22 protein-coding genes and 1 pseudogene are annotated in these 26,451 nt (G+C 44.3%); 1 reads left to right on the forward strand and 22 read right to left on the reverse strand.

Annotation, left to right across the window (positions count from 1 at the left end; all coding sequences use genetic code 11):
* Window positions 1–110 precede the first annotated feature (110 nt).
* The 3 genes from NV381_RS00495 to NV381_RS00505 all read right to left on the reverse strand — a co-directional run bounded on the left by NV381_RS00495 (window position 111) and on the right by NV381_RS00505 (window position 3,929).
* Entirely contained in the window at window positions 111–2,678 is a 2,568-nt protein-coding gene (locus NV381_RS00495; protein WP_258211292.1) for a PAS domain S-box protein, read from the reverse strand.
* A 106-nt stretch (window positions 2,679–2,784) separates the two neighbouring features.
* A complete protein-coding gene (locus NV381_RS00500) occupies window positions 2,785–3,474 on the reverse strand; it encodes a conjugal transfer protein TraX (protein ID WP_258211293.1) in 690 nt (229 codons plus the stop codon).
* The gene (locus NV381_RS00505) at window positions 3,471–3,929 is read right to left on the reverse strand and encodes an SRPBCC family protein (RefSeq protein ID WP_258211294.1); all 459 of its coding nucleotides are present in this window, start codon (window positions 3,927–3,929) and stop codon (window positions 3,471–3,473) included. Before NV381_RS00505 ends, NV381_RS00500 begins: the two co-directional genes overlap by 4 nt.
* A 197-nt stretch (window positions 3,930–4,126) precedes the next feature.
* Between NV381_RS00505 and NV381_RS00510 the strand changes: the two genes are divergently transcribed.
* Complete coding sequence (locus NV381_RS00510; protein ID WP_258211295.1) at window positions 4,127–4,387, forward strand: hypothetical protein; 261 nt, start codon at window positions 4,127–4,129, stop codon at window positions 4,385–4,387.
* Between the two features lie 982 nt (window positions 4,388–5,369).
* Here the strand turns inward: NV381_RS00510 and NV381_RS00515 are convergent.
* From NV381_RS00515 to NV381_RS00605, 19 genes and pseudogenes are all read right to left on the reverse strand, one after another.
* Window positions 5,370–5,577 (reverse strand): annotated as a pseudogene (locus NV381_RS00515) (helix-turn-helix domain-containing protein).
* A 26-nt stretch (window positions 5,578–5,603) separates the two neighbouring features.
* A complete protein-coding gene (locus NV381_RS00520; protein ID WP_258211296.1) occupies window positions 5,604–5,777 on the reverse strand; it encodes a hypothetical protein in 174 nt (57 codons plus the stop codon).
* A 381-nt stretch (window positions 5,778–6,158) separates the two neighbouring features.
* Window positions 6,159–6,383 (reverse strand): helix-turn-helix domain-containing protein, encoded by a 225-nt coding sequence (locus tag NV381_RS00525; protein WP_089200926.1) that lies wholly within the window; start codon window positions 6,381–6,383, stop codon window positions 6,159–6,161.
* Between the two features lie 160 nt (window positions 6,384–6,543).
* Entirely contained in the window at window positions 6,544–7,668 is a 1,125-nt protein-coding gene (locus NV381_RS00530; protein ID WP_258211297.1) for an alginate lyase family protein, read from the reverse strand.
* Between the two features lie 230 nt (window positions 7,669–7,898).
* A complete protein-coding gene (locus NV381_RS00535; RefSeq protein WP_258211298.1) occupies window positions 7,899–8,780 on the reverse strand; it encodes an AraC family transcriptional regulator in 882 nt (293 codons plus the stop codon).
* Between the two features lie 36 nt (window positions 8,781–8,816).
* Complete coding sequence (gene mscL / locus NV381_RS00540) at window positions 8,817–9,287, reverse strand: large conductance mechanosensitive channel protein MscL (RefSeq protein WP_258211694.1); 471 nt, start codon at window positions 9,285–9,287, stop codon at window positions 8,817–8,819.
* Window positions 9,288–9,491: 204 nt separating this feature from the next.
* The gene (locus NV381_RS00545) at window positions 9,492–10,403 is read right to left on the reverse strand and encodes a peptidoglycan-binding protein (RefSeq protein WP_258211299.1); all 912 of its coding nucleotides are present in this window, start codon (window positions 10,401–10,403) and stop codon (window positions 9,492–9,494) included.
* A gap of 144 nt (window positions 10,404–10,547) precedes the next feature.
* On the reverse strand, window positions 10,548–11,219 hold the full coding sequence (locus NV381_RS00550; RefSeq protein WP_258211300.1) for a YcnI family protein: 672 nt from the start codon (window positions 11,217–11,219) through the stop codon (window positions 10,548–10,550).
* 92 nt (window positions 11,220–11,311) lie between these two features.
* Window positions 11,312–11,977, reverse strand: coding sequence for a response regulator (locus NV381_RS00555; RefSeq protein WP_258211695.1), 666 nt, complete (start codon window positions 11,975–11,977; stop codon window positions 11,312–11,314).
* Window positions 11,974–12,795 carry a sensor histidine kinase gene (locus NV381_RS00560; protein ID WP_258211301.1) on the reverse strand — a complete coding sequence of 274 codons (822 nt, stop codon included), beginning with the start codon at window positions 12,793–12,795 and terminating at the stop codon, window positions 11,974–11,976. The genes NV381_RS00555 and NV381_RS00560 overlap by 4 nt, the downstream gene beginning before the upstream one ends.
* A 32-nt stretch (window positions 12,796–12,827) precedes the next feature.
* Complete coding sequence (locus NV381_RS00565; protein WP_258211302.1) at window positions 12,828–14,798, reverse strand: adenylate/guanylate cyclase domain-containing protein; 1,971 nt, start codon at window positions 14,796–14,798, stop codon at window positions 12,828–12,830.
* A 163-nt stretch (window positions 14,799–14,961) separates the two neighbouring features.
* Window positions 14,962–21,300, reverse strand: a complete 6,339-nt coding sequence (locus NV381_RS00570) for a CARDB domain-containing protein (RefSeq protein ID WP_258211303.1) — start codon at window positions 21,298–21,300, stop codon at window positions 14,962–14,964.
* A 19-nt stretch (window positions 21,301–21,319) separates the two neighbouring features.
* Window positions 21,320–22,480, reverse strand: coding sequence for an S-layer homology domain-containing protein (locus tag NV381_RS00575; protein WP_258211304.1), 1,161 nt, complete (start codon window positions 22,478–22,480; stop codon window positions 21,320–21,322).
* Between the two features lie 255 nt (window positions 22,481–22,735).
* On the reverse strand, window positions 22,736–23,200 hold the full coding sequence (locus tag NV381_RS00580) for a ferritin-like domain-containing protein (RefSeq protein WP_258211305.1): 465 nt from the start codon (window positions 23,198–23,200) through the stop codon (window positions 22,736–22,738).
* 143 nt (window positions 23,201–23,343) lie between these two features.
* Window positions 23,344–23,625: a hypothetical protein gene (locus tag NV381_RS00585; protein WP_258211306.1), complete on the reverse strand. Its 282-nt coding sequence runs from the start codon at window positions 23,623–23,625 to the stop codon at window positions 23,344–23,346.
* The gene (locus NV381_RS00590) at window positions 23,622–23,981 is read right to left on the reverse strand and encodes a hypothetical protein (RefSeq protein WP_258211307.1); all 360 of its coding nucleotides are present in this window, start codon (window positions 23,979–23,981) and stop codon (window positions 23,622–23,624) included. The genes NV381_RS00585 and NV381_RS00590 overlap by 4 nt, the downstream gene beginning before the upstream one ends.
* 33 nt (window positions 23,982–24,014) lie before the next feature.
* Window positions 24,015–24,305: a nucleoside-diphosphate sugar epimerase gene (locus NV381_RS00595; protein WP_258211308.1), complete on the reverse strand. Its 291-nt coding sequence runs from the start codon at window positions 24,303–24,305 to the stop codon at window positions 24,015–24,017.
* Between the two features lie 238 nt (window positions 24,306–24,543).
* The gene (locus tag NV381_RS00600) at window positions 24,544–25,272 is read right to left on the reverse strand and encodes a glycosyltransferase family 2 protein (RefSeq protein ID WP_258211309.1); all 729 of its coding nucleotides are present in this window, start codon (window positions 25,270–25,272) and stop codon (window positions 24,544–24,546) included.
* A complete protein-coding gene (locus tag NV381_RS00605) occupies window positions 25,272–26,450 on the reverse strand; it encodes a glycosyltransferase family 2 protein (RefSeq protein ID WP_258211310.1) in 1,179 nt (392 codons plus the stop codon). Before NV381_RS00605 ends, NV381_RS00600 begins: the two co-directional genes overlap by 1 nt.
* Between the last annotated feature and the right edge of the window lies 1 nt (window position 26,451).

A 26,451-nucleotide genomic window follows, 5' to 3' on the forward strand; every position in this document is an offset into this window, starting at 1 on the left:
AATTATTCATTGAGTTGTATTCCATACAAAAAAACCTAGCTGAAAGCCAGGTCCTTATCTAAATCCCGTATCTTTATGTATGGAGAATGAAGCGATTCACTCCTAGGGCATTACCCAAATTGTTTGACATTTGGTAATACAATCATAATCTTAGTACCCTTATTCAGCTCACTTTCAATCTGCATAGTTCCTTTGTGAGCTTCAATAATTTTTTGGCATACCATAATCCCGAGACCTGTTCCGGTTTCCTTTGTCGTAAAAAAAGGTTCCCCAAGCCTGGAAAGTATTTCTTGCGGAATCCCGGTACCATAATCGATGAATTGAATATCTATACTCTCTTCCGTGCATGACATCAGAATGTCTATGTTTCCCCCATTAGGCATCGCTTCTATAGCATTTTTTAGAATATTTATAAACACTTGCTTCAGTTGATCTTGATTGCATATACAAGTGACATTTTCTATGAGATTATACTTGATCTCTACCTTATTCATAATTGCTTGCATTTCCATGAATTGGATTACGTCATCGATAATTTTATACAGATCATGCTGTTGAAGCTCTACGTTTTGCGGTTTGGCGATGACCATAAACTCACTGACGATTTGGTTAATTCGCTCCAGTTCCACCTGCATGAGATCGATGTAGGCGTCATTTCTTTTTCCTGCTTTGAGCAGCTGGGTAAACCCTTTTAAGGTGGTAAGAGGATTTCTGATTTCATGGGCTACACCTGCGGCTAATTGTCCAACAATTGAAAGCTTTTCAGAGCGAATAATCATTTCTTCGGTCCGCTTTCGTTCGGTAATGTCTCTGAATACAGATTGAATTAACGGCACACTCAAATGCTTGTATACATAAATGGAGCTTCCTTCAGTCTCGACGACTTCATTATTTAAAGTAATTAGCTTAGCTTCAACCAAGCTCAACTGAGAGTCGGTTTCCTTTACAAGCCGCATTCTTTCTCTAAAATCATCAAGATAATCCGGATGGAAGAAGCTTAACAAAGACTTTCCAATCAACTCCTCACGACTTTCAGCACCTAAGAGCCTAACTGCTGCATCATTAGCATAAACGATCATTTCTCCATCGTGCGCAACTGTCGGTTCGGGAGATAGTTTCAATAGCATTTGATATCTGCGGTCACTTTCACGAAGTGTTTCCTCTGCTATTTTACGGTCTCTAATATCGTGGCACAGAAATTGCACCGCTTTTTTATCGGAATACATAATCGTTACGCCCCGGGCTTCAATATCGAGGAAGCTGCCATCACGCCGAACCATCCTTAGTTCAATCGTATTAGAGGGACTGTTCTCTGTAATCAAATGCTTTATTAACTTGCAAAAAGAATCTATCGAGTCTGAATGAACAAATTGCTCGACTGATTTTCCTATAAGTTCGTTAGCTTCGGTAGCAGCAAGCAGGTTAACTGCGGCTCCATTTACGAACAAGATGCTGCAGTCCTCGCCATAAACTATAATTGGAGCGGGAGACAGCTCAACCAATTGTCTGAAACGTTCCTCGCTTTCTTGCAATGCTATCTCCGTTTGTTTCCTCTCTGTTAAATCCACACATGAACCGATAATTTCTACTACAACACCATCCTGAATAATCGGCCTTAATGAACTAATATAAGTAATCCCATTGAAGCATGCCTCACAGTTCACATTTTCCATTTCATTGATCGCACACTCGTAGTGGGCTATTAAATTTTCTGAGCCTCTGCCAATTATGTCCCATAACTGCTTACCAATAAGCTCTTCAGGACTTAATCCAAATCTATACAGTAGTTCTCCATCGCATAAGGTTAATATGTATTGATCATTTATTTTTTTATATTTAAAAATGAGTCCTTGCTGCTCTCGGATAGCCGTTGCCAGTTCTTCCTGTGCCAGGCGCAAATTTTGTTCTATCATCTTGCTTTGTGTAATATCTCTCTCTACTCCAACAAAACCGATAATGTTTCCAGTCGAATCCTTTAATGCGGATACCGTCACACTTACAGGAAAAATGCTCCCGTCTTTTCTGAGCTTGTAGGTTTCGTAGTCGCAAACCATTTTCCCGCTAGAAACTTCATGATGTATTTGCTTAGCTTCCTCCAACAAAAAGTCCGGCACCATAGGCAAAGCCTTGCCAATGACCTCTTCTGGCTTCCAACCGTGCAATCTCTCGAATGCCTCATTAATCTGAATTACGAGTCCTTGTCTGTCAACAATAACAATCCCGTCGGTAGTATTTTCAACAAAGGAATGGAGAAGATGCTTGACTGATCTCAGTTCTTCTTCTGTTCTGGTTTGAGCGACAGCTTCCTTAAACATCATAAGCTGCGCGGGCTCCCCATGAAAAATCGTAGGCAATCGTGACGCTTCCACCTCAACGATAACCTGTTTATTTTGAATGAGTGAACGTTCTACTGCATAGAAAGGCATATCTGCTATTTTTTGTTCAGCAAATAGTTCAGAAATGAATTTTCCTGTATATTCCTCCGGACTGAAGCCTTCCATCATACGGACGAAAGCAGCATTCACATATAACACAATACTTCCATCATGGACCATAGTCGGCACGGCAGAGCCATCCAAAAGATTGCGGTTACATAACTCATAACCCGAGAGCATTTTATTTTTTCTTAATGCCTCCCTAACTTTTGGCAAGTTAATTCCTTTTCCTTTGATCCTCATATAAGTCTATCACCTATACAGTATAGTTTTTTTTATATTTTCTTTACTATACTACAATGAATACCAGATATTCATTATGTTTTTTTCCAAACTTCAGCAAACGCCATTAGAAAAACAACTCCTTAATGATAACTAATATCACTAAATGGGCCGGATAAAATGACAACCACAACCAACGTGGAACTGAAATCCTCATATCCAGCTTCGTTCCAAGCGTTAACCAAGCGGTAGATATGAGGCTGAAATGCTGATACAACACTCCTTCACTCCACCAGTAATATATATTTAGTAAGAAATGGAGGGGTATGGACAAATTCGCAGAAACATAACGGTATATAAAAATGAGCAATAGAGCATAAATGCCATAATCGGCCGGAATCCAAATCAGCGTTGCTGCCGAAGCGCATAGAACTAATGTTTTCCCTATTTTATAAGAAATTCGATCAAGCAAATATAATGTCAAAATACAAACGAAAAAGGTCCCAATGACATTGATCTTCCATACATTAAAAGCCATAATAAACGGGATTTCCGATAGAAGGGCCAGCAGCCCTAATCGACGGATATAACCTTTAACATCCCCAGAATGCAGATATCCTTGAACAATTCCAAAGGCATAGAGCGGGAATGATATTCTGCCGATAACACGCAATCCCCACTGCTCCGGAAAAAATACAAACCCTATATGGTCAATTAGCATCGTCAGCATCGCCACAATTTGTAGAAGCTCCCGCTGCATGCCTAACGGCTTGATGTTTAGTAAGGGTCTCTCCCATCCATTTGCATTTGTAGTCACAGCACCTGCTCCTCTGCGCATTTTTTAACAAATTCGTTGCGTTTTGTCAAAAAGCTGAGCATATATCGCTTGAGGAATATAACGTCCGCAGCCTTGCCGATAATGCCAAATGGGGATGTATAATCAAAAGTATCAATCATCAAAGTTCCGTTATCTTGAGAAATAAATTGATGTTCATGCCAGAAGCGCTGAAAAGCCCCGCTAACCAACTCATCGACAAACCTGTGCGGTGAATCAAACTCAGTAATTTTTGCAGTCAACCTTTGTTTAATTCCAAAATGGACTGCTTCCCAGGTGACGGTTTCATTTAATTCTATGAGCCCGCTCAATCTTCCGGCGATAGCTTTCTCTTGAGTTTGGGACGCTGATTTCATATGTATGTCTATACTTCTTGCTAAATCAAAACAAACTTGTACAGGAGCTTGAATGTGGACAGCCATTTTAATCACAGGCATAAGGATTCTCCCAAGGATCAAATATTAAGTACATATCATGTTTCATTAGGTTTATTCTATCATGCAGAGTAAAGTCAGCAAAGTTTCATAGCGAGTATTCCAAGCGGAGTAGGGGCGAACAAATACTCTTAGCTAAGCACATTATAATTTACCGTGCATTTTATATAGAGAGTCTAAACGGAAATGAGGTGATCGAAATGGCTAGTGTAAAAGCTGTTCGTCAACCTGACTTAGTATTGATCAATTGGACAAGAAACCCCCTGGTTCCTGGATCTGCACGCAGAATTACTGCTGCTCGTATTATTGGCAATGCACAACCTTGCAGATTTACTTTGGTAAAGAATGGGTTGCTTATCAATGCCTTAAACTGCTTATTAGACCATGACATTGGCTTTAAAGTAGTATTCCAGAAAAAAACTTCAAGCATAAGCGGTTATATGTTGTTGCAACGTAATTGATGATTGGGTTGCTAGGGGGCAGCGAAAAGGCTGCTCCTTTGGGGCTCAGAACGGAAATCCTAGGTTCGACCGACCTGCAGCGCCACAACGAGCACTCGGGCGCTCGGGCGTTCGGCGTTCGGCGTTCGGCGTTCGGCGTTCGGCGCTCGGCGCTCGGGCGCTTGACGAAGTCATTCGATTGCGTATCCGTTGCGTGCACAGCTCTGCTCAAGCTCAATACGAAACCTTAAGAACGGCACACACAACTTTATTAGATCCGATGCCATCGCCTCTTCCCAAAAACCTGCATTTTTACATCCTTTTAGTCTTTTATTGATGCTTTTCTTGAATTGATACAAAAGTGCATTTATTTTCTCATTCTCAGCTGAGCTGGAACGATTTCCATGAAAATAGATGTACTTTCGCAGGTATTTTCTCTTAACAGCAATTTCGATAGAAAAATAACTGCATTTTCGCAGGATTTTGTGTGGGCTGATGGTAGGAGGAGGGGCAAACATTGATTTTGAGGTTGCGCTCAATTTGTTCTTTTTTCTTACGTGGCTCTGCATCCCCACTGACTTCAACGATACTGGTTCAATTAAGCTGCGGCGAACTCAAGCAATAAGCACATTCTGAGTTAACACAACGGCTTCTCTTTGGCAGTCACGTACGGCTATTACCAAGATCAGCTACTTCCATAACTAAGTTTTTAATCATGCCTACCGCTGCTGACTGCAACTATAGACCCTAAAAATTGAAACAAGGTGTTATCAAATAAATTTGTGAGACGATAGGACTTACGGTTGGCGTATTTTTTAAGCTAATAATTATCTGTTTTTAAGGCTGCGTTAATCTGCGACGGTTAATCTTAAGACACATCCTAGATCACTATTCACATATAGTAAATCGGACTTACAGCTTAAAACGTTGTAGGTCTGATTTCCATTTATGGTTTCTTTTTTCGTCCTGGGGCTATTTTCATACATACTCATGTTGATTCAAATTAGTACCACGTCAGCTCGACAACTGCTTGTGAACGACCTTTTGCATTTAGTTTTTGCATGACCTTGGAAATATGGTTACGCACTGTTTTCTCGCTTGAACAATTGCTTTGCGATATCCTTGGTTGTTTTGTCCTGCACCAACAGTTCGAATACTTCATGTTCACGATTGGTTAGCAAAAATTTGCTTTTTCGGTCGCTGCCCTTCAAGGGCAAAAATACTATGTATTTCGGTTTCACTTTATCCTAAGCACAAACTTGCTCACATGATTAAATTCTGTGCCGGCACAATAAAACCCAACTCGATCAATCGCCTTATGCAACCTTTCATTCTCTTCCCGTAGCCGCCTAATTTGCCCCACATAAGCAGCCTTTTCTATTTCGAATAATTCCCTCTCAATTTCACCCATAAGATATGCCCTCCTCATGTTCCTCAATATTCAAATATCATCCGTAACTAATTAAGTTAACCTGCGTATGATTTCATTGATGGAACGTGAAAAAAATGGATAAAATCGGTTTATTTATTATCGCTACTCTTGGTCGTACCAGATACCATCCGCTCACCCACCACTCCACGTCCTTCGAACGTAAGAGACTCGCAGTTCTCCCCTCCTGCAAAATTTTTTATGAAACCCATTTAAGCAACCGAGTTCAAAAACGAAATATGGATGGACCTGAGAAAATGAATAATCAGTTATTACATTTAAAAAAAAGCAAAGAACCTTCTCTGTTCGCATCCGTAAGGATCACGTAGAAAGAAGGCTGGGCGTATTGAGTGTGAAAAAATATCAGATTTGTAACTCCCCAAGCTTTATCAGCTCGACAACTGCTTGTGAACGACCTTTTACATTTAGTTTTTGCATGACGTTGGATATATGGTTACGCACCGTTTTCTCGCTGATAAACAGTTGCTGTGCGATATCCTTGGTTGTTTTGTCCTGCACCAACAGTTCGAATACTTCGCGTTCACGATTGGTTAGTAAAAATTTGCTTTTTTGGTCGCTGCCCTTCAAGTGTCACCCCTCCTTGCCCGGGTTTTTGTATCATTTCAAGGTGTAGGGATACAGTCAAGTTAGTTTATGAAGGGCAGTAACTAATGGTGCAGTGATGCGGAAAAATGGGCATTTCATTGGCCTTCTCATTGCCGACCTATGTTTGACAAGAGCTTCTATCCTACCTCAGCCACAGCAGTGGTTGACGGATGGCAATATTCCGACGAACCTCCATATCCGAAGGATCAGGATCAAGACTCATCCACAGCTCGATGAAGTCCTCCTGCTCCAACGCGAGTCCGGCAAATAATAGCAAAGATACTTTAGCTGGCCATCCGTCAAAATGCTCAACATCGGGAGGATACGGCCAAGAAGCTTTATCCTTCATGTATGGGAACAGGTAGGACAGTCCTTTGGCTATCCCACGTCCGTCCGGCAGCTCATAAGTCCACAGGTTGTCCTCTGGAGTAGATAGAATATGGCATAATGTGACCATATTATCCAGCACGAAGATAGCGTAACCGTAAGGCTTCGTGCGCGCAAGCTCGCGTGGAAAGCTTCCATCCAGTGCCATCTGATCAGGGAGGATCAATTCCTTATATCGCTGTCTGCAGAACGAGAGCATGTCTTCATTGCCGGTAAACCGAGCGAAGGCCGCGGCTTGAACAAACCAACAAACTCCGTGGTTGTTGTCGGCATTCATTTCCTCTATTCCATTCTCATGAGTACTCATCCAGACCAAATAATCGCTGAACCACTGCTTCAATCCCAAATAGATTTCTTTGGTCATAGAAGGCGAAGCTTGGAGGGCTTCTATGGCAGCAGGCACATCGATTAGATGCAGCGTATCGATGATACCAATGCCTCTGCCGGAGCAAATGCCGGGGATCGCTTGTGCGTACAGCAGATGCGGATTCATCTTGGTCGCTTCATCCAGGAAAAATTCGCACAGCATCTGGATCGCTTTCTGTGCGTAAGCCTCATCCGCACTTATTACATATGCGGCGGCCAAGTTAGCGACATGAGTTCTCATGCTGCGTAAAAACATACGATGGCTGTCAAAATTGCCAGGGTTACTTTCACCATCCCGACGAATATAAGGTAGGCCATCCGTTGTATCGGGATTCGGCCACCAATAGTCACCATTGGAATAATAGTCATGAGGTCCGCCCTCGCTTTGCGGAGCAACAGCATCTGTAATATGGATAGGACACGCTGCCAGCGATGCATTGGCATGCTTTCGAATCCATTCATCGTCAAATAGAGAAGGGCGCTTCTGCAGTGTACCCTTAATGAGTGTATTCATAATTAGTATCCTTTCCCTTCAAACCATATTTAGCTGCATCTCAACAGCGCAAACTCTTCCTTTTTCCTGATAGGTTGTTTTAGCTCCACTAAAAGTATAAAGCAATGGCTGCCCACCGAATATAGATTATCCTCAGTTGTTTTTTGCTTATCTTCATTTCTTACACCCGATTCCACACAAAAAAAAGCGCAGCCTGCCTAATAAAGTATGACAGGATGCTCTCGTGAGTTTTAATATTGCTGCTCGATTCTCCACTCGTTGGCAAAATCAAGCTCCAAAATAATGTCCTTACCGACTGCATTAACAAGAGATTGCCGATATTGGGAAGGTGTCACCCCAAGCCGTTTTTTTAGCATCTTACTTAAATACGGAAGCGTCCAGCCAACTTTCTCAGCTACCTCCGTAATCGGCAATGCAGAAAATTCCAAATATTCCATAGCTTTCTCGAGTCGAATTTCCTGCAAAAACTGGATCGGTGGCATTCCCGTTATATCGTTGAATATTTTGACCAAATAATTCGGATTAAAGCCAAATTGATCAGCTAACAACTGGAGTGTAATTTTCTGGGCAAAGTTCTCCTTAACATAATGGACAATCGGTTCGTTACCATTAGTTGAAGGATATACCGAAGCATAAGGACCCGATTGCTCCAAGGCAGATCCAGCTTCATGAAGAAGCGATATTAGAGTGCTTTTAAACCCGGCTTCTATTCGCATAGGATGAACGGAGTCCGGGTTGCGCATCTGCAGCAAGGACATCTTATACCATTGCTTAATTTCAGGTAAAGCAGTGCCTTTGCAAGGGTAATACGAGGATTGCTCAGCGAACGCATCTATCATCCGCTCGTCTGTCAAATGGAATTTAAAATCAAGGGTTACAGCTTGCTTTTCAAACTGAAAGCTATGCGGTATCCCCCTGAGAAATAAGTAGGCCGAGCTTTCTTTAACCGGATGACGCTGCTCTCCGATCCATACTTCTCCGCTGTTGCCGGATAATATTACAAGCAGCTGATCGTAGTCACCATGTTGATGCGCTTCTACACGGCTGCCTTCCGGATAATCTATCCTTGCAGTCCATAGCAAGCGCAATTGCGAGTCTCTTAAAGCTTTCATGTTCATCATTGCGCCTTCCGGATTAACGATTCCCTCTTAATTCGTAAGCTGCTTTTTTTCTAAAGCCGGCTCTTGTCGAGCTGTACAATATTTACAGCGAACTGCCTGCTCAGGAATTTCTGATAAACATTCCGGGCATTCCACCATAATCTTTTTCGGCTCAGGCTTGTCCTGCTGCTTTTTACGCAGCCTGTTCAATTGCTTAACTGCAATGAATATTACAAAGGCCACAATTAAAAAATCTAGTATTGTATTAATAAAAAGACCGTAATTAAGCGTCGGAGCCGTAGCTTCCTTGGCTTTTGCCAAGCTTTCGTAGTGAACCCCGTTCAAGCTGATAAACAGTTCTTTAAAATCTACTCGGCCAAGCAGCAATCCGATCGGCGGCATAACTATATCATTAACTATAGACGTCACTACCTTGCCAAAAGCGCCTCCGATGATTACACCAATAGCTAATTCTATCATGTTGCCCTTCATTGCAAATTCCTTGAACTCTTTTAATATCTTGGATGGCATACTATACTTCCTTTCCATAAAAATAAGTTTTAATATTCATCTATGATAACCGATTTTTAATCTCAGGTCGATGTAGCTCTCACTAGGCGATTTCTATAGGTTGAATAGAAAAAACCACCCTGAACCGTTTAGCGGTTTCGGAATGGTTTGACGGCTGATATGTCTTATATGGATAAGTTTAATGGGTATAACCTATTTACGGATAAATTGTTCGGTAAGCATTTTGCCGCATGAACCGCCATCGACAATACCGATGCCGATCTCTGTAAAATCCGCGCTCAAGATTTTAGCTTTGTGGCCAGGAGAGTTCATCAATGCTTGATGTGCCGCTGTTACAGTTTGGTTGCAGGCTATATTCTCTCCCGCTGACGAATAGCTGATTCCGAATTGCTTCATCATATCAGTGGGCGAGCCATAGGTCTCAGATTGATGGGAAAAGTAATTGTTGTCCACCATATCCTTACTTTTCAGCCGCGCTGTATTAGATAATTCCATATTAATAGTTAATGGGGCTAGCCCCGCTTCTTGTCTCACTTGATTGATCAGATCGACCAATTGCCGTTCTTGAGCTGTCACCCCAGTGGATGAATCCGGGGCAGGCGCAGGTTCGGGTTTGGGAGTCGGATTAACTTCCGGTTTGGGTACAGATTCTGATTCGGGCGTTGGATTAACCTCCGGTTTGGGTTCAGATTCTGATTCGGGCGTTGGATTAACCTCCGGTTTGGGTTCAGATTCTGATTCGGGAGTCGGATTAACTTCCGGCTTGGGTACAGGCGTAGGGGTTGGAGTTTGCTTTTTGGCAATTTTAGCATTGCCGTAAGCCCATAGAATCGACTGAAGCGTCTGATCATCTACTGTCCCTGTAATCGGCAATCCATATGCCTTTTGAAATAGCTTAACGCTGGATTCCGTAACCGCACCATAATATCCCGTTATGTTTCCCGGAAAATAGCCCAGCGATTTCAGCATCCCTTGGATTGTATACACATCAGGCCCTTTAGCTCCTTTACCAAAAGCAAAGGCCGTAGTATTAACAGACAGGAACAAGAGCAGACAAAGCACCACGGTGAGGCAGGTTTTACTCCTTCTCAGCTTGCCGAACATGGTTCAATACCTCCATGATTGGATTTGCGTTCATTCCAAGCATCCCCAAATATGCTGCCTTCTTATGCAAAAATAAACCAAAAACCTGGTCAGAGCTTACTTAACTCTGACCAGGTTTTTGATTTGCTACATCACCGCTAATGATTAACGAGCTGCTTTGCGTTTGGATAAAGCAATCAAGAGTGACACAAGTCCTAATAACAACGCTGCTATAGATAAGTACAACGGTGTTTGTGATTGATTCTGCATCGCTGGAGCAGCGGCAGTTCCTGCTTTTGCTGCATCCCCAGCAGCTGCCGCAGGGGTAGAAGCATTCGTATTGCCATGGCTGTCAGCAGTCGCGCCTGAAGGCTTAGGAGTCACTTTAGTGACAGATGCCGGTTTATCAGAGCCATCCGCCCCTACCCATTCTACAACACTTCCGTCTTTATAGGTTTGGTAGGCTTTCCAACTAATGGCCGTTGCAGCATCTGCTACTTTTCCTTGCATGTAGAACTCCCCGAATTCTGTTGACGACAAGCCTTCTCCGGTAGCAGTCCAAATAACACCGGTAATTTTGCCTGAAGCGTCTTTCGTCAGCTCGTATTTCCAGCCTGGCTTCGGCTCAAACCGGGATACGGAAACTGCGTCCAATGGAAATTTCACTTCCACTTTAACTGTCGGTATATCCTTTTCAGAAGGCACTCGAACAGCAAACTTCTCATAAGATCCTTGTACAGCTTCTTTAGGCAATACAGTGACATGTGCGCTGGCAGCTCCCGCTCCAATCATAGAGAACAGCAAGCAAAATAAAATGATCCGACTTGTTTTTTTCATAGTAAACATCCCCTCAGGTATCGTGATTTCCTAGTCTTACTCTACTGCATCCAAGATGCAATGAATATGACTCCTTCGGGCTATTTGTACATTTATTTATGACCAAACGGTGTCAAGCCGTGGCGGAAAGCGTATGCGGTCAATTGGACCCGGTTCTCGAGCGACAGCTTGGCTAATATATTTTTAATGTGATTTTTGACCGTATTTTCGGTTATCATCAGTTGTTCCGCGATTTGCCTGTTGCTCTGGCCGCTGGCCACACACATGAGAATTTCTTCTTCGCGAAGAGATAGCACGCTTGGCTTGGACTCCATCGCTGCATGAGCCTGACCTTTGCCAGATCGGAAAAGATGGAATAATCGATCTGCCATTCCTCTGGATATTTCACTATTATCGTCCAGCAGTCCTTTTAAGTATACGATCCACTCGTCGGGATCCATATTTTTCAGCAAGTATCCCTGAGCTCCATTCTGTATAGCTGTAAACAAATCGCCCACATCATCAGAAACCGTCAGAATCACAATTTTGGTTCTTGGACTAAGCTGCTTTATTCGGCGTGTAGCCTCTAGTCCACTCATCCCCGGCATTTGAATATCCATCAGAACTAGATCAGGCAGCAGCTCACGGCATAATTGAACGGATTGCTCTCCATTCTCTGCTTCCCCAACAATTTCAAATCCCGCTTCCCCATCAAGCAAAGCTCGAACAGCCCTGCGTGCCAATGGATGATCATCGCTTATTAGTACCCTATAGTTCATTTCCAACTTGCAGCACCTCTTATTTCCGGCCCGGATATTCGAATTGAGGTTCCCCCTTGGGCCAATGTTTCTACTGTCATATCTGCATTTAGCTGAGCGGCATGCTTACGCATAAGAGAAAGACCATAGCGGTTCGCGTCCGCCTGCTCCCCTCTACCAAGACCAACACCATTGTCGCGAATTTCGAATCCCCAGCCGTTGCCATTCTCTGCCCGAAGCTCAATATAAGCGTGATCCGCCTGGGAATGCTTACGAATATTTGTGAATGCTTCACGAATCATTGCAAAAATCTGCACCTCCGCCGACAGCGGCACCAGATTGGCCGGAAAATCAATCTTCCGCTCGACAGCGATACCGGTAATTTTACACCATTCATCGAGCCAAGAGGCCAAACGTGTTGTGAGAGATGTTCCTTCTTCAGGCGAGGTACGGAGATTAAATATCGCCTGCCGCAGCTGCTCATCAATCTCTGAAACAGCTGAGCGGGCCTCTTGAAGCTCACCTTTTTTCAACTGGACATTTAGAAAAAATAAGATTTGTGCAATATTATCATGAAGCTCTTGCGCTAGTCGTTCCCGCTCTACATAAACAGCACGGCGGGCTTGTTCAGCTGCCAACTTCTCATTGCTGCGGACTATACTGCGAAACATCCATGTCGCAAACAAATAAGAAAGCAGCAGTGTAATAAGAGTGATATAGAAATTCCCTGCTTCCATCGACAAATACTCGAGCAAGTAATCATGACGTATATATTCGAAGCCGCCTATGATGAGTGGTGGGAGAAGAATAGTTAACAGCTTCAGCTTACCAAGTGACATTCACATTCAACTCTTTTCAAGTATTCTCTAGGTCAAAGTAGTACATCTGCTGATGCCGCACCCTCTTGTTCTGCATCTGCATTTGTGGAGTGCTCATCTGATTTCAAGACACAGATTCGTACAAGCTGCAGCACTCCCTCGATTCCCTTAAGTGTCTGCTCAAACAGCTCCACGTTCGAAGGATATGTGTCTAATAATGCTCTCACTCCCAGGCGCTCGACGCATTCCCTGCTAACTATAATATCACGTCCTACACTTAATCCCTGCGTTCGTGATGCCTGGTTAACCGTTCGTCCGAAATAATCCAAAATATGATTGGAATTAACGACAATTGCAGGACCATGCTGCAGCCCGATTTTGATTACAATAGGCGTCTCAGATGGAAAGTTCTTGTTAAACTCGTCCACATGTGTTTGGATGTCCAGCGCTGCCTTCACAGCATTCTCGGGATATTCAAACACGGCCATTACCGCATCGCCAATTGTTTTTACAATGGTCCCTTTATTTCTGTGCACCCATTCCTGCAAAAAGTCAAAATGCTTCCGTACTTGCCCATATGCATGGGCATCTCCTACATGCTCGTAAAAAGCGGTTGAGCCCAATAGATCGCTGAATAACAGAGTTACACTCTCGATACCTACCTGCTGCCCCGGAGCAAGCACTTCAGAGGAAAACATGCTGCGAAATTCATGCATCGCCGTAACTTTGGAAGCGGTGACCGCATCCTTCCAGCTGCAATTCTCAAGCACTGCAATAATCGTAGAAGAGCTCTTATTAACAAGCTTCAAAGCACTTCCTGGCTTCGCCATTTGAAATGCAAGAAAAGACCATTGGCTTCCATCATAATGGAGCACTGTTTCATCTTCAGTAGTTGAATTCGAACCATCAAATAACTGCTCCTGGAAAGGTGATATTGCATCTTCAAGGCTTTCTTTGTTCTCTTGTTGAAAATACAGCGTATGATTGGAGCGCAGTACACGAAGCCTTAGCTCCTCTTTCACATCCGGATAAAAAATAGTCTTGGATGAACCAGCTGGTATCTCCAATTGAACATGGATATGAGGTGTAATCATCGGCCCACCAATGCAAAATATTTGCTTGCATGCACGACGGATATTGGGATGCACCGAAAAGCAAAGCTCAACATATCGATCAAAAGCAGCTTCATAATTAATGCCGCAAAAATCACAGTGGTACTGGGGCTGAAGCCCCGACATCGTTACAGCTCCCGCCTTCGGTACACGGCAGTTCGGACAAATCAGATGCCAGCTAAGATTCGTTATCCCTAGCTTGGTTGCATATAAGAACAATCGCAGCACAGCCTCGCGATCGACTCCCCAGCGAGCAGCAAGCTCATAGGGCCGCATATCCACTACTTCATTGTCTCCGCTGGCCTTCAGATGCTCCTTAAAACATAAGAGCATTCGCGAGTCTTCAAAACCTTGTCCCAACCCACTCAGCAGCAGTTCCAGCTCCGCATTATTTATGACAAAGTTGGATTTCGGCTGCGGCAGCAAATATTCTTTTTCTTGTCCCGCCAGCTTTACACAGCTATGCAAATATTTCATAGTTTTGCGCATCGAGCTAATTCCAACGATAGGAATAGCTACAATCCCTGCTGCATTTGCCGGAGTAAACTCAGCAAACAGCTTCACAATCGTTGCTCTTGAACCATCAGATAAAACCGTTTCCGCATCTCGCAGCTCTATACCGCCAAAGAAACGTTTTAGTGGCCCTCCCCGATATTCACGAACCACATCATATCTTTCATTCCTTATCCACTGAAAAGGATGCTCCTGCCACTTCATTGGAACAACCCCTGCAACTTTAGCCGTTAGCTCCTGAATAAAATCGGTAGTTTGAAAACGAAACGATTTGGTGCGAATTGGGAAAAGTCCTATGACGCGATTCAAATGGTCCGTATTACTCAGCAGCTCCCAAACTCTGTGACGGGACAAAGCAAACTCCTGTTCAAATACGTGTTTTTGTGCAGGCAACGACATGATCCGATCCCCCGACTCGCTTCTCGATTACTTACTGCCATTATACACCGAAAAAGCAATAAGCCTCGGGATAAAAATAATATTGCTATAAACAACAGCTCCAATTTCTCAACGTCTTTTGCCAATATGGATAACGCAGCTTACTATAAATGGGATAGCAGATTTATTCTTTTCTTACGCTACTTGCAAAATCAATCCAGGCATTTTTCACCGTTATGGTTCGATTTGCTGTCTCCGTATGTCCATTCGGCCAGACAGCTGTGAACTGAAATGTATACATAGCGTCAGGCAAGTTCTCAAAATCATCCCTCTGCAGCTTCCCTGTCCATATTGTATGATTAGTAGAACTAAGCTCGGTTCGCAGCTCCATATAGGACATACGCACACTTACTCTCACCGCGGCTTCATTGGTGTCTGCTTCAAGCACGAATGCCTCCCCTGACCAAAACATATCCGAAGGTCTCGGCCGCTCTGTGTCGCCTGTGCTGAGCAGATTGTAAGATTTCCGTTTTTCCTCCCACACTACTGTATGCTTAACAAAGGCTTCCAAGAGCAAGTCCCCTATTCTTACTGTTTTTGTCACAGTATCCGCGGCTCCATATAGATCTGTTGCCGTTAAAGTGACCATGTAATCTCCGGGATGAAAGTCCGTGGCTGTCGCTGGAATAATTGCATCGGCTGAAATCTGTGTCGAATCATATTCCGAGCCACTGATTTGCCAGCTGAATGTTAAAGGATCTCCATCAGGGTCAGTGGAACGATTTAGCAGTGTCACTTCGTCTCCTTCAAAAGCAGGCTGAGGCGTCCACAAAAAATCTGCTTTTGGTCCACGATTGATCATCATCCAGGTCTGAGGAGACCAGTCGGATTCAGATCCGAGTTGGTCCCATACCTTTACACGAACGCGCAGCTTCTGACCTGCGGGAATATCCGTTGGTACGAGATAACTCCCCGCAGTTGCCGCTGTCCCCTGCCATACTTTACCACTGTCGGCAATCATCATATTGTTGGCTTCATTGGTAACCTGGATTTGGAAGTAATAAAATACAGCCCCTGGATCCGGATCGCTTTGGCTCCATGTTAACGTTGGCCTTACAGTGTTAACGATGGTTGGTACTGTTTGTGAGCCGTAAGGATAGCTCATGTAAGCTACCGGGGGGCTATTAGTTGCCATCCAGCCAATATTGCTCCAGGCAGACCATGCCTCACCATCGCTAACCCGAACCTGGGACTGATATTTCTGTCCCATTGTTAATGGGACATCCATCGTCCACACCCAGTTTCCCAATGGTGTATCCATCACCCTATTGGTTACACATTCCACGCAGTTGCCCCACTCATCTTTCGTTGATAAGTCGAAAGTAGAATAAATGGTGCCTGGATCGGGATCAGCTTGATTCCAGTGAATCGTCGGCAGCAAGCTAACTGGACTTGGTGCTGCGTAAGTACCGTTTGGAAAGGTAAGGAATACGGTTGGTGGATTGTTCGGCGCTACCGGTATCGTAACCATAATGCTTTCTTCGTACCAATCAGACCAAGCATTATATTCATCAGCAACCGCCATAGCTACGGTATAAACGCCAGTTTCCAGCGGCTTAACCAGCTTGGCATCAACGCGTGCGCCGCTTGGTGTAATGTAATAAAATTTTTTCTTTGTGATCCCGTGTAAAATACCTTGTGCTGTCTCATAACCGATTTGGCAGCTGCTCACGTTATAGCAGCGGTCTGGATCATAGCTGTAATCGGTCCAAGTGACGAAATTGTTGCCATCCAGCCCTAACGTAAATTTAGCAATCGGTCTGCGGTGAACGATCAGGTATTGCGCGTACCAGTCCGAATATTTGGAGTGTTCGGCAAATGTCGGATCACCCCAAGCCAACAAGTGATCCGGATGCGGATCATCGGGAACGTGATAATCGACCTTATACACGCCCACTTTATCAAAGTTCAGAATTGGGCTTGTTACCACTTGTCCATGATGAACAGACAGTCCGGATTTCCCATCCCCTGCATCCAAAAACTTCGTTGTATCGACATGTGCATATTGCCATTGAGTACCAGGAACGAAAGCTGGATCATGCTCGGGATCTGTATACGTAGTGTCATACGTTACATCCGTATCCACAATCGCTACGCCTGGTGTTGGTGTGACTAAATCAGCATCCGTCCATAAATACGTTATGCCTTTAAATTCAGCGTTGTCAGCCACGGAGTAAGGCCCCATCGTTCCCTGACTGAAGGTATTGTCGTACAAATCCAAGACTAACCCGCCATTTTCATAGACCTTAATATGGCTGGTGGTCAGTTTCACTTTGTAGTTCATCCACGTCTCGGATAAAGTTGTACGGTTTACCTTCCCTAATACGGTCTTACGGCCATTTACGATCTTGACGAGCTTAATATACTTATAATGGGATTCGACTCTGTACATATTCTTGGAGTCCTGAATCCGAAAACTTACCCCTGCGTGATAATTGGAATAGTTAACGTCATGCATAAGCAAATTCCATGCAATCGTGCCTCCAACGACTCGCTGCGAAGATGGATTCAATAATTGTCCATACGTCATAAATTCATTGCTGTACGGTGTTTGATCTTCACTAGGAACGTACTCATTCAAATAAATAGTGTTTTGCTCCGCTGGCACGGGATCGGTAAAATCAAGATATTGATTATTGTTCTGAAACAAAATTTTCTTTGGATCCGGCATCACAGGAGTAGGCGTATTTATAATTTGGTTAGCCCCAGCGTCATATAAATTGTTAACCTGATAGGTCGGTGTTACCCAACAATTGCAGGCATTGTCCGTATCGTTATCATAATACGGTGTTCCTGTTACAGTCGTTGCCTTGACAGCATATCCATTTTGGAAGGTACCTTCCTGCTCTTTTAGCAAGTCCATATAGTCGTAGGGCTTGGTTTGTGTACCGCTACTACGCGGAAGATATCGGCCATAATCATCATCCCAATAGTAATTCGTACCACAGCTGAACATAGCATATTTGGCATCAGACGAAATACCTAAGAATGCCGTGCAATCCGTTCCCGATATCGCCGTTTTCGCATAGCTCGGCATCCCCGTATTCCCATCCCAACGGATCAACGCGCCTCCTACGTATGAGTAATAATTTCCTTTCGCATCTGCTGCTTTGTCTAGTATGGAGCTACTCGTGAGATATAACATGGACTGGGAACTTGTAGAGTTATTAAACAAATTCAAATTACCACCCGATGCTGGGACTGTATCATAGGTTTCTGTTTTGTACGGAGTTACTAAATGATCCGGTTTGAAGGATTTAATTGTTCTTGTTGCCGTATTGATCTCTTTATAGTCTGAATTAAACTTCAATCTGGCGTAACCAACTAAGGTGTTCTCCCCATTGCTAAATGTCGGTGGTGAACCGCTAGTACCTACGTTCGTTGAGTTATTATAATTAGAAGATGACCATCTCGTATAGACGCCAGAATCATTTTTTGTGACGACCAAATTCCGTAAATCACTCAGCTTGTATCGTTCCCAGCTTTCCCTTTGATAGTAATACGGGTTGGAAACCCAAGATTCAGAACGAATAATAAGTAATTCTCCAATGTCTTGCCTCACAACCAAACCACTTTGAAGAAAGCTTGTCGGAATCTTTATTGGATTATGCGAAGGTCCAACTAGATAGTAGTTAGCTGAACCAGGCCCTAAGCCGGGAGTGGTGTTTATAAATTCATTATTTCCTATGGACACAATATTGAGGCTGTGATTCTGTCCATAACCATCTATCTTTATTTTCTTCTTGTTTAGTGCAAAGTTTCCGGAACCCAATGGCAATGAGAATTTAAACGGATTCGAAAAGCGTCTTGCGCTGATCAGCCTGCCATCTGAGGTCACGTTCCAGCTATTGAAGATCGAAGGCTGATCTAAGCTTGTGTTCGTCCAATTGACCAGTGCGTTAGCAGGATAGGCAGTCACATTGACGGGCATAGGTTCGGTTGCAATACCTGTAACAGTAAATTCAGTTTCAGGATTATCATTGATGACTTGAACCATATAATCCTTGAACGCACTTTTCCCTCCTGCTCCATCGACTTTGGCTTCTACGGCCTCTACTCGAAAGCAATAATTGCCTACACGATTCGGCTCGAAAGGAAAATATTCATTGTCATTGGAAATATTTGTTTCGAGTGGATTACACATCCCACTATTGTAACGATCGTAGCCATATGAAACTGTATACTTGGCAATCGAATCTCCATCAGGACTGTAAGCCAAATTCTTAAACCATTTTTGAACCCTCGTAATCGTAGCCATGTATTCAAAGTCTATGATAGGAGGCGCATCCGGATAAACCGTAATGCTGTGCCGATCTGGAGTCTCTGATTTCAGACCTGTATTATCATACACATGCAGCTCTACCAGTTCCTCTCCCGGTGTCATATACCTTGTATCTGGTCCAAACCAGTTCGTCCATTCATCAAGGCTATGGTTAATGGAGCGACCAGGAACTTTCGTGAAACTGCTAAGAGCGTCAAGCGGTGGAGACAACTTGCGTCCTTCCTTAACTGATGTAGCTCCTTTGATAACCGGGATTGGCTTTTTCCCTTCTACGTATAAGGTCGTACATGAAGGAGTCGATGCCATTTCATCGATATCATAGGCGGTTGCACAAACTTCATGGTACCCCTCAACCGTTGCTTTAAAACCCACATAGTTTTTTTTGTTATATGGCGCGTTCCAATTGTTGGCGGCTGGCAAACTACTTGTCCATACAGTCTTTGAAAAGTCCCATAGACGGTTTTCCGTATTTTTGGACTCCTCGGTCACTTTAATATCGACAAACTCATCTTGCGTCACGGATCTCGTTGGTTCATTACTGCCGCTGCGGAACCAATCGATTTTAATGGTCGGCGTCTCTTTGTTTGGATCTGTTATGATCGTAAACGTTTTGGGACCAACTGTTTTGGTCTGGCCGCATGTTGTATTAATTGTCATCGAGACATTAACAACGCCAAGTCCAATATTTCCTCCGTATACCTTCATTCCAGTATCAAATTCGAAAAGATGAACATCATCTTTGGATGTTAAGGGTCTAGGCGTATAATACCGATTACCAGCTGTTTGAGTATAGACGAATTGATGGGAAGCATAGGAGCAATTGCCCGTTATTTGAATGTTTTCAGGTATTAATAGGTTCCCTGACCTCCATATCACGGTAGTCTTACTCATGGAAAAATCCCCGGTGATGGTGACGGTTGGATCAACCGGTGGAGTGCTGTCGCATGTGCTTTTTGCCGTGACATCAATAATTTTGGTATTATTGTTTTCATCTTCTTCATTGATATCGTTATTACTATCCACAAAGACGGTAAATGACTTCGTGCCTGCTGAGGAAAATGTATAGTTAAAGGTTCCTGTTGCGGGCTGATTCGTAGCTATTCCCGATGGATAGCTATGGGTGACAACTTCCGTGTCGTCAGCTGAAATTTTTACTTTAAAGGACTGATTCGTTGACACGCCTTGGTTGTTGATTTTATATGTATAGGCTTTCGACTCCCCAACTTTTATACAAGCTGCTGGGGGGGTGATGGAATCGACAACGAGATCCGATTTTGTATCAACCGGAGCGTCTTTATAGGTTGTTTCTATATGATCGGGATAAGTATAGGTTTTGGCATGAATGGTTACGTAAAAAGCTGCATAGTAGACCATTAATTTTGCTCCAGGCAGTCCAAGATTCTTGAATACGCCCTCATGATCAAAGACTTGCTTATACCATACCGTATAGTTATCCGAATCATGGGCAACGGTTCGGTTGGAATTTACTACGGTTGTGTAATCGGTTTTACCGCTTGCTAATCCTTCCCCATCCGGGCCAGTGACATTATCGACATCATTAATTGTTACATCAAAGGTCATTGAGCTGACATCAACGATGGTTGAAGGTAAATCAGTTGTGCCAGCTTTATATGTCTTATCTCTTGAAGCACTCAAAGATAACTGATCATCGGTGCATCCGGGATATTTAGGCATTGCTGTCCCGTTCACAAGTTCAGTTTCGGTAGAAAAGCTTGGAACTGCACAACTTCCCCCATTTTCGTACCAACCATTACCGTGTGTTGGATCGTTAACCTTATAGCGGTACCACGCATAATAGCCTTGTGCTGATTCATTAAATTCAGAAATTACATTTACAGGTGATCCAATTAGATTAGCAGTTCCATTCCAAGAGACTTTATTAGATGCTTCCGGAATCGTCCCTGTTTGAACACCGTCTTTAAACAACTTCACCTGATCGATTAATTTCCCAGTACTGGCAGAAATATGAATCGTATCCGTTGTTAAGGTTTTGTGCTTGCTATAAATGGTTTGGTAGCCAGCTAAGGTACCATCCGAACTAAAGGTTAGTGGGATCGATGCCTCTGCTGCTGCTTGAGCAATATTATCGTTCATTAACCGATTAATGGGGAACAGTTCAAACAGCATTAGAAGAATCATGATTAATGCAAATTTTCTCATAGCTGGTAATCCACTCCCCTTAATCAGTTGGATCGGTAGCAACTCTTACCACATATTTCCGTGAAACATTATTCCCCCCATAGACGGGTGCCAGTAATGAGATTGTAATTTCACCACCTAATTTATAACCTGATTTGGGGATAATTAAGGCTGGAACATCACCAAGCTGACTAATAAAAATGGAACCAGGTTGATTTAGATCTCCTTTAACAAATGCTTGACGGTCTGGAGTTTGGATTCCAGACATTGAGAAATTTAAGCTGCCTCCTTTTACATATATCGATTCGTCATTGTTATATAAAGTTCGTCCCTGAAAATATAAACCATAGCTGTCCCTGTAATCTTTTACCGGATAACCTTTTGTATTTGGCACGAGATTGTGCCAACTCAAGGTACCCATATCGGGCAACAAACCCATGTTCGGATCATTTGAGTCCCCCAAATCAATCGCAACAAGTCCATCCAATTCCCCACGATAGTTGCCATCGGCCGTTTGCACGAATAAATTATCCGCTTTCCAAGGATTTGCTGGAAATTGTTTATTGATATCAAAAAACTGAGGCATCATCGTAAAAATATTCGTCTTATGCCAGACAATCTCAGCTGCAGAAGTCGCGTACTTATCCGTTGGCAGCTTCTCTCCTGCCTTTAACTTCAGCATCCGTTCAATAACCGTAATCGCCTGCGCCCTCGTAGTCGGCTGATCCTCCCCAAGCGTACCTTGATTGTCCAGTCCGTTAATAATCCCCTTGCTTGTCGCCAAGTACATCCATTTCAAAGGATCATAATTGGCTTGTCCAGTACCGCGAACGGCAATACGTGACATTTCTCTTCTCGTAATAGCGCCATCAAAATCCGCAAACTCATCCTTCTCGCTCAATCCATTAGCAATAGCTGCATCCAGAAACGGGCCGTACCATGCAGAGCTTCCGGATGGGGATGTTGATTTTTTATATCCCATAGCATCTACCGCTAACTTAATAAATTCAGCCCGGGTCACATTCGCGTCTGGCTTGAAGGTACCATCGGGATACCCATCTACATATCCTTTTGAAACGGCTGTTGTTATGCTCTCCTTTGCCCAATGGCTATTAATATCACTAAAGTTTGGCGCACCGTAGGCTTGACTTGCAACCAAGAATGACAGAGCCGCGGTAATGGACAAAAAGATTTTTTTCATAACAATTTCGCTCCTTTATAGGTCAGTGAACCCCAAAATTCATAATAAAAAAAGCACCCCAAACATAGGTTTAAAACCCTCTGAATGGCGGTGCTTCCGTCCTATGAATATGAAATTACCATATACTCATTCCATAATTTACCTTTATTAGTCGATTATACCCGAAGACTGTCTGTTTTTGCAATAACGAAATATAGCATCATTCAATCATTCAGCCACTTTTTGAACAGGCATATCTATCTCACCTAAGCTAAGCTATTCCCCACACTGCTGAAGCATCATAAGCCCAACCATATGATCCGTCCCATCGCTAAGCGCATAAAAAAATAAATCCCGAACCCTAAGACTCGGTGTCAATAAATAAGTATCGCGGTAATGCCGAATAGCTGCACGCTCCAAGCTCACGGTTTGCCGCAGGCCATCCTTATAGGTTGTAAAAGTTTGGGGCAGTGGCTGCACTGAAGGCTCCCCACCCAAAAGCTCCCGGTATAACGTTTCCAATAAAGTGAATTGCTGTTTTTCCTGCTGCATCATCGCTTTCACTTCATCGGCCTGATCTTCATCAGGTGCTAATTTGACCAACAATGCATAAGAACGGATAAGTGTCGCCGTATGATTGACGCTCCATTCAATTTGCTCCAGAAACTTCCTTACATCACGGTACTGCAGCTTAGCGGCGAGAGGGTAACCCACTTGTTCGGAGAGCAATTGTGTACTCATGCTGCATCCTCCATTTCCTCGCTAGGATAGGCAAAACACTATATTATAGCGTATTCACCACAGCATGCCCATGCTACAGAAAAAATATATCCGCAGCAAAAAAAGAAACGTTCCCTGCCAACGCTTCTTGACGCTCACGATTTTTACGAAGGCCGCCGCAATTTGCGGCTAAGCCACGGTTCACCAGGTACGCCTGGTCGGAACTTGCGGATGCGGATGCCCGATATTTTCTCAGTTAATTGGCGTTGATAACGACTTATCGCTTCCAGCTGTTCGACCAGCTTATCCGCTGCTGTCCCAGAGGAGGCGGAACGTTCAGCCATATCCGCCATACTTTCAATAATCCGGGCCAGCGCCCGCTGGCTCCGCGCCAATGAATTTAGAATATGAAGCTTGGTCCGATTCTCCTCCTCATGCCAGTTCATTTGCTGTCTCCCCCGAATGAGAACATATCGCCCAAATCACCCGAACCGCCCTCGGTACCTCCACCACCGCTATTATCGGAATCTTCACTCTGTCCGAGCAGCACCTGCAGGTTTTTGGCCAAGGCCAATTCCATCTTCGTCATGCCGTCAATGACCTCAAGCATCTGCTCATGAATTTCGATGGTTTTTTTAATCTGGTCACTATGGCTTTCAAAATGGTCCGAGGTCAGATGCTGGCAAATCCATTGACAGGAACGGGCTGCCTCCACAGATTTGGCTTCAAGAATTAACGCTATGTTCGATTGAAAATCCGCTGCTGCTTGCAGCATTTTATGGTACGAATCGGTTCTGCTCATGACTAACCCTCTTTTCCATCCAAAAATACGCTGCTATTCTTCCCCATCCGGAATATCAACTTCCTTCATGACAAAAGCCAAATTATCTGCCAACGCATCCTCCAAATCAGCCAGGCTGCTCAGATAGGCCGCGATATTTTTGGACACATTCATTGAGTTTTCCGTCAGCATATCAATATCATCGAAGGATGGATTTAGTTCTGGGATATCATGTACGATCTGTGCCATGCGGACGGCAATATGCCGTTTGGCCTCCAATATTTTGGCCATTTCCTGTTGCGAATCCGCCATATGCTTGATGATATTCGTCACTTGCCTCTGCATGGTTGACCCTCCTAAGAGCTTTTGCGTAAGCAGCAAAAACTTACATCGCAAGAATATAGTGTCTGGCGAATGCGATGCTTATTTCATAAGCACCCGACCTTAACTTCCACTTCTTGCTACTCCCATAACATATGCGGCGGCGCCCGGGGCGGACCAAGGCAAGCGCCTAGAGACAAGGGAACTTTACTCAAAAAAGTTGCTGCAATAAGCCGCCCCATCAACCTTGGTGTGTACAACGTTAAACAGATTGCAGAGGCTCTACGCCCCATTTATCAATAAACTGCTGACGATTATGCCTAATTAACTGCATAACCGATTGTTCATTTTCCTTTTGGAAGCTTACGCTGCCATGATGGTATATGAAAGAATCTCCCGCAATAAGCATCCGGTAACCAGCCTGCTTGGCTCGATGACAGTAATCATCGTCCTCATAATGCCCTGGTGAAAACCGTTCATCCAGCAGCCCAATTCGATTTACCAGCTCTCTGCGAATAAGGAAGCATAAACCAACTATACGTCCAACCTCCAACCATTTGGCGCTGTCCGGCTGATTCATCCTCGCCGCCATGTCATCTACACTGGTGAATGGCTCCGTTATTTGCTGCTTGCCGCTTGCAAAGTTGCTCATTGGACCAACGATCCCCACATCTTCACCGCTGTATAAGCAACGCAGCATATTTTCCAACCCTCTCGGAGTCATAAGCGTATCGTTATTCAGCAGCAGCAGCGCATCCCCACTCGCCGCACGAAGCCCAATATTGCAGGCCATCGGAAAACCTCGGTTGAATGGCAGCGAAACCAGCTTAACCCGGTGAGACAGACAAAATTCAAGCGACCCGTCCTTGGAGCCGTTGTCTACAACAATAATTTCATGCGGCACATGGGTATGCTGGCGAATGGATTCTATGCAGCGTTTCAGCCAATGGAGGCCGTTGTAGTTAGGAATGATGATACTGGTCATCTGCATCAGGCCTCACCTCCAGCTTTGGCGCGATTCCTTAATGAGTCTACGAAAGCTAACCGATTACCAGCGAGCTCTCCCGCCAGCTTCAGTGCTTCCAAATGATCGCCAATGATCAGATCGGCTACACGATTGCCTTTTCCTGTATTATTGGTACGACGCTTATTGCTGCTAATAACATCAACGCTTCCGGAGATGCCGATACGCAGACCATGATGTACGGCCAGAGCCTGCGCCTTTGGCGGCACCATTAGACTGGATACCCCAAGCGCTGTCACCGCTTTTCGAGAAAGAGCATGAGGTACCGCTGTCATCGAATTCGCTTCAAGATCGGGCCTCCCTAACGAGGCATTCAAAAATTGCTTAATATACGTTACAGAGTCACGGTTGGCGAACACCCTCATGTAAGGAGTGATGTTGTTAAGAGCCACATCCAATCCGCATTCAATTCCCCCGATAAAAGGAATCATAGCTTCCGCCGACAGCAAAATATCTCCATCCAAAAACAACAAAATGTCTGATTGCGCCAGCTTGGCTCCCAATGCCCGGCCTACATCATGGCCTAGCGGTTCAGGATAAGACAATATGACAGCATGAGATCGTCCTCTCGCTCTATGGAAGCTTTGATCCACTGAACCATTAACAATGACGAACACTTCGTCAAAAGGCAGCCGATTCAGCTGATCCATGATACTTCCAATCGTGCGCTCCTCATTCATTACGGTAACAATTGCTGCTACCGATTGTGTTGTCGGCAGCATAAGCCAGTCGTGGGCATGCTGCTTTTTCCCTCGAAAAAAGCCTCTAACATAGCCTTTGGATGCATCCATGTACCTTCTCCACGGCGGTCCGATCCAACGCATAGAGCGGGCGCGCTGCACCCAATGGCGGTTCAGCGCTTTTTTCTGGTAGCCTTCATGCTCGATTGATAGATGGGCTGCATCCGCTAGCCCGGCGCGGAAGCCCGCTTGAAAAGCGGCTGAGGAGATTCGAACGGAGCCGGCAGCGAGAGGCCGTCTTGTCAAGCCGCGGACACGGCGCTTCCTGAACCCTGTTGCTTTACCGCGGCCCCTAGCCCCCGCTGCTTTCAGTCTTACGAACCTCTTGCGCTTCGGTTTAGAGCTAATGCCGGTTCGCGGACCAGCGGGACGCTTTCGCATCACCAGCAAATTTTTACGCTGCAAG

It is taken from the genome of Paenibacillus radicis (ex Xue et al. 2023) (assembly GCF_024722015.1).
Taxonomy (GTDB): Bacteria; Bacillota; Bacilli; order Paenibacillales; family NBRC-103111; genus Paenibacillus_S.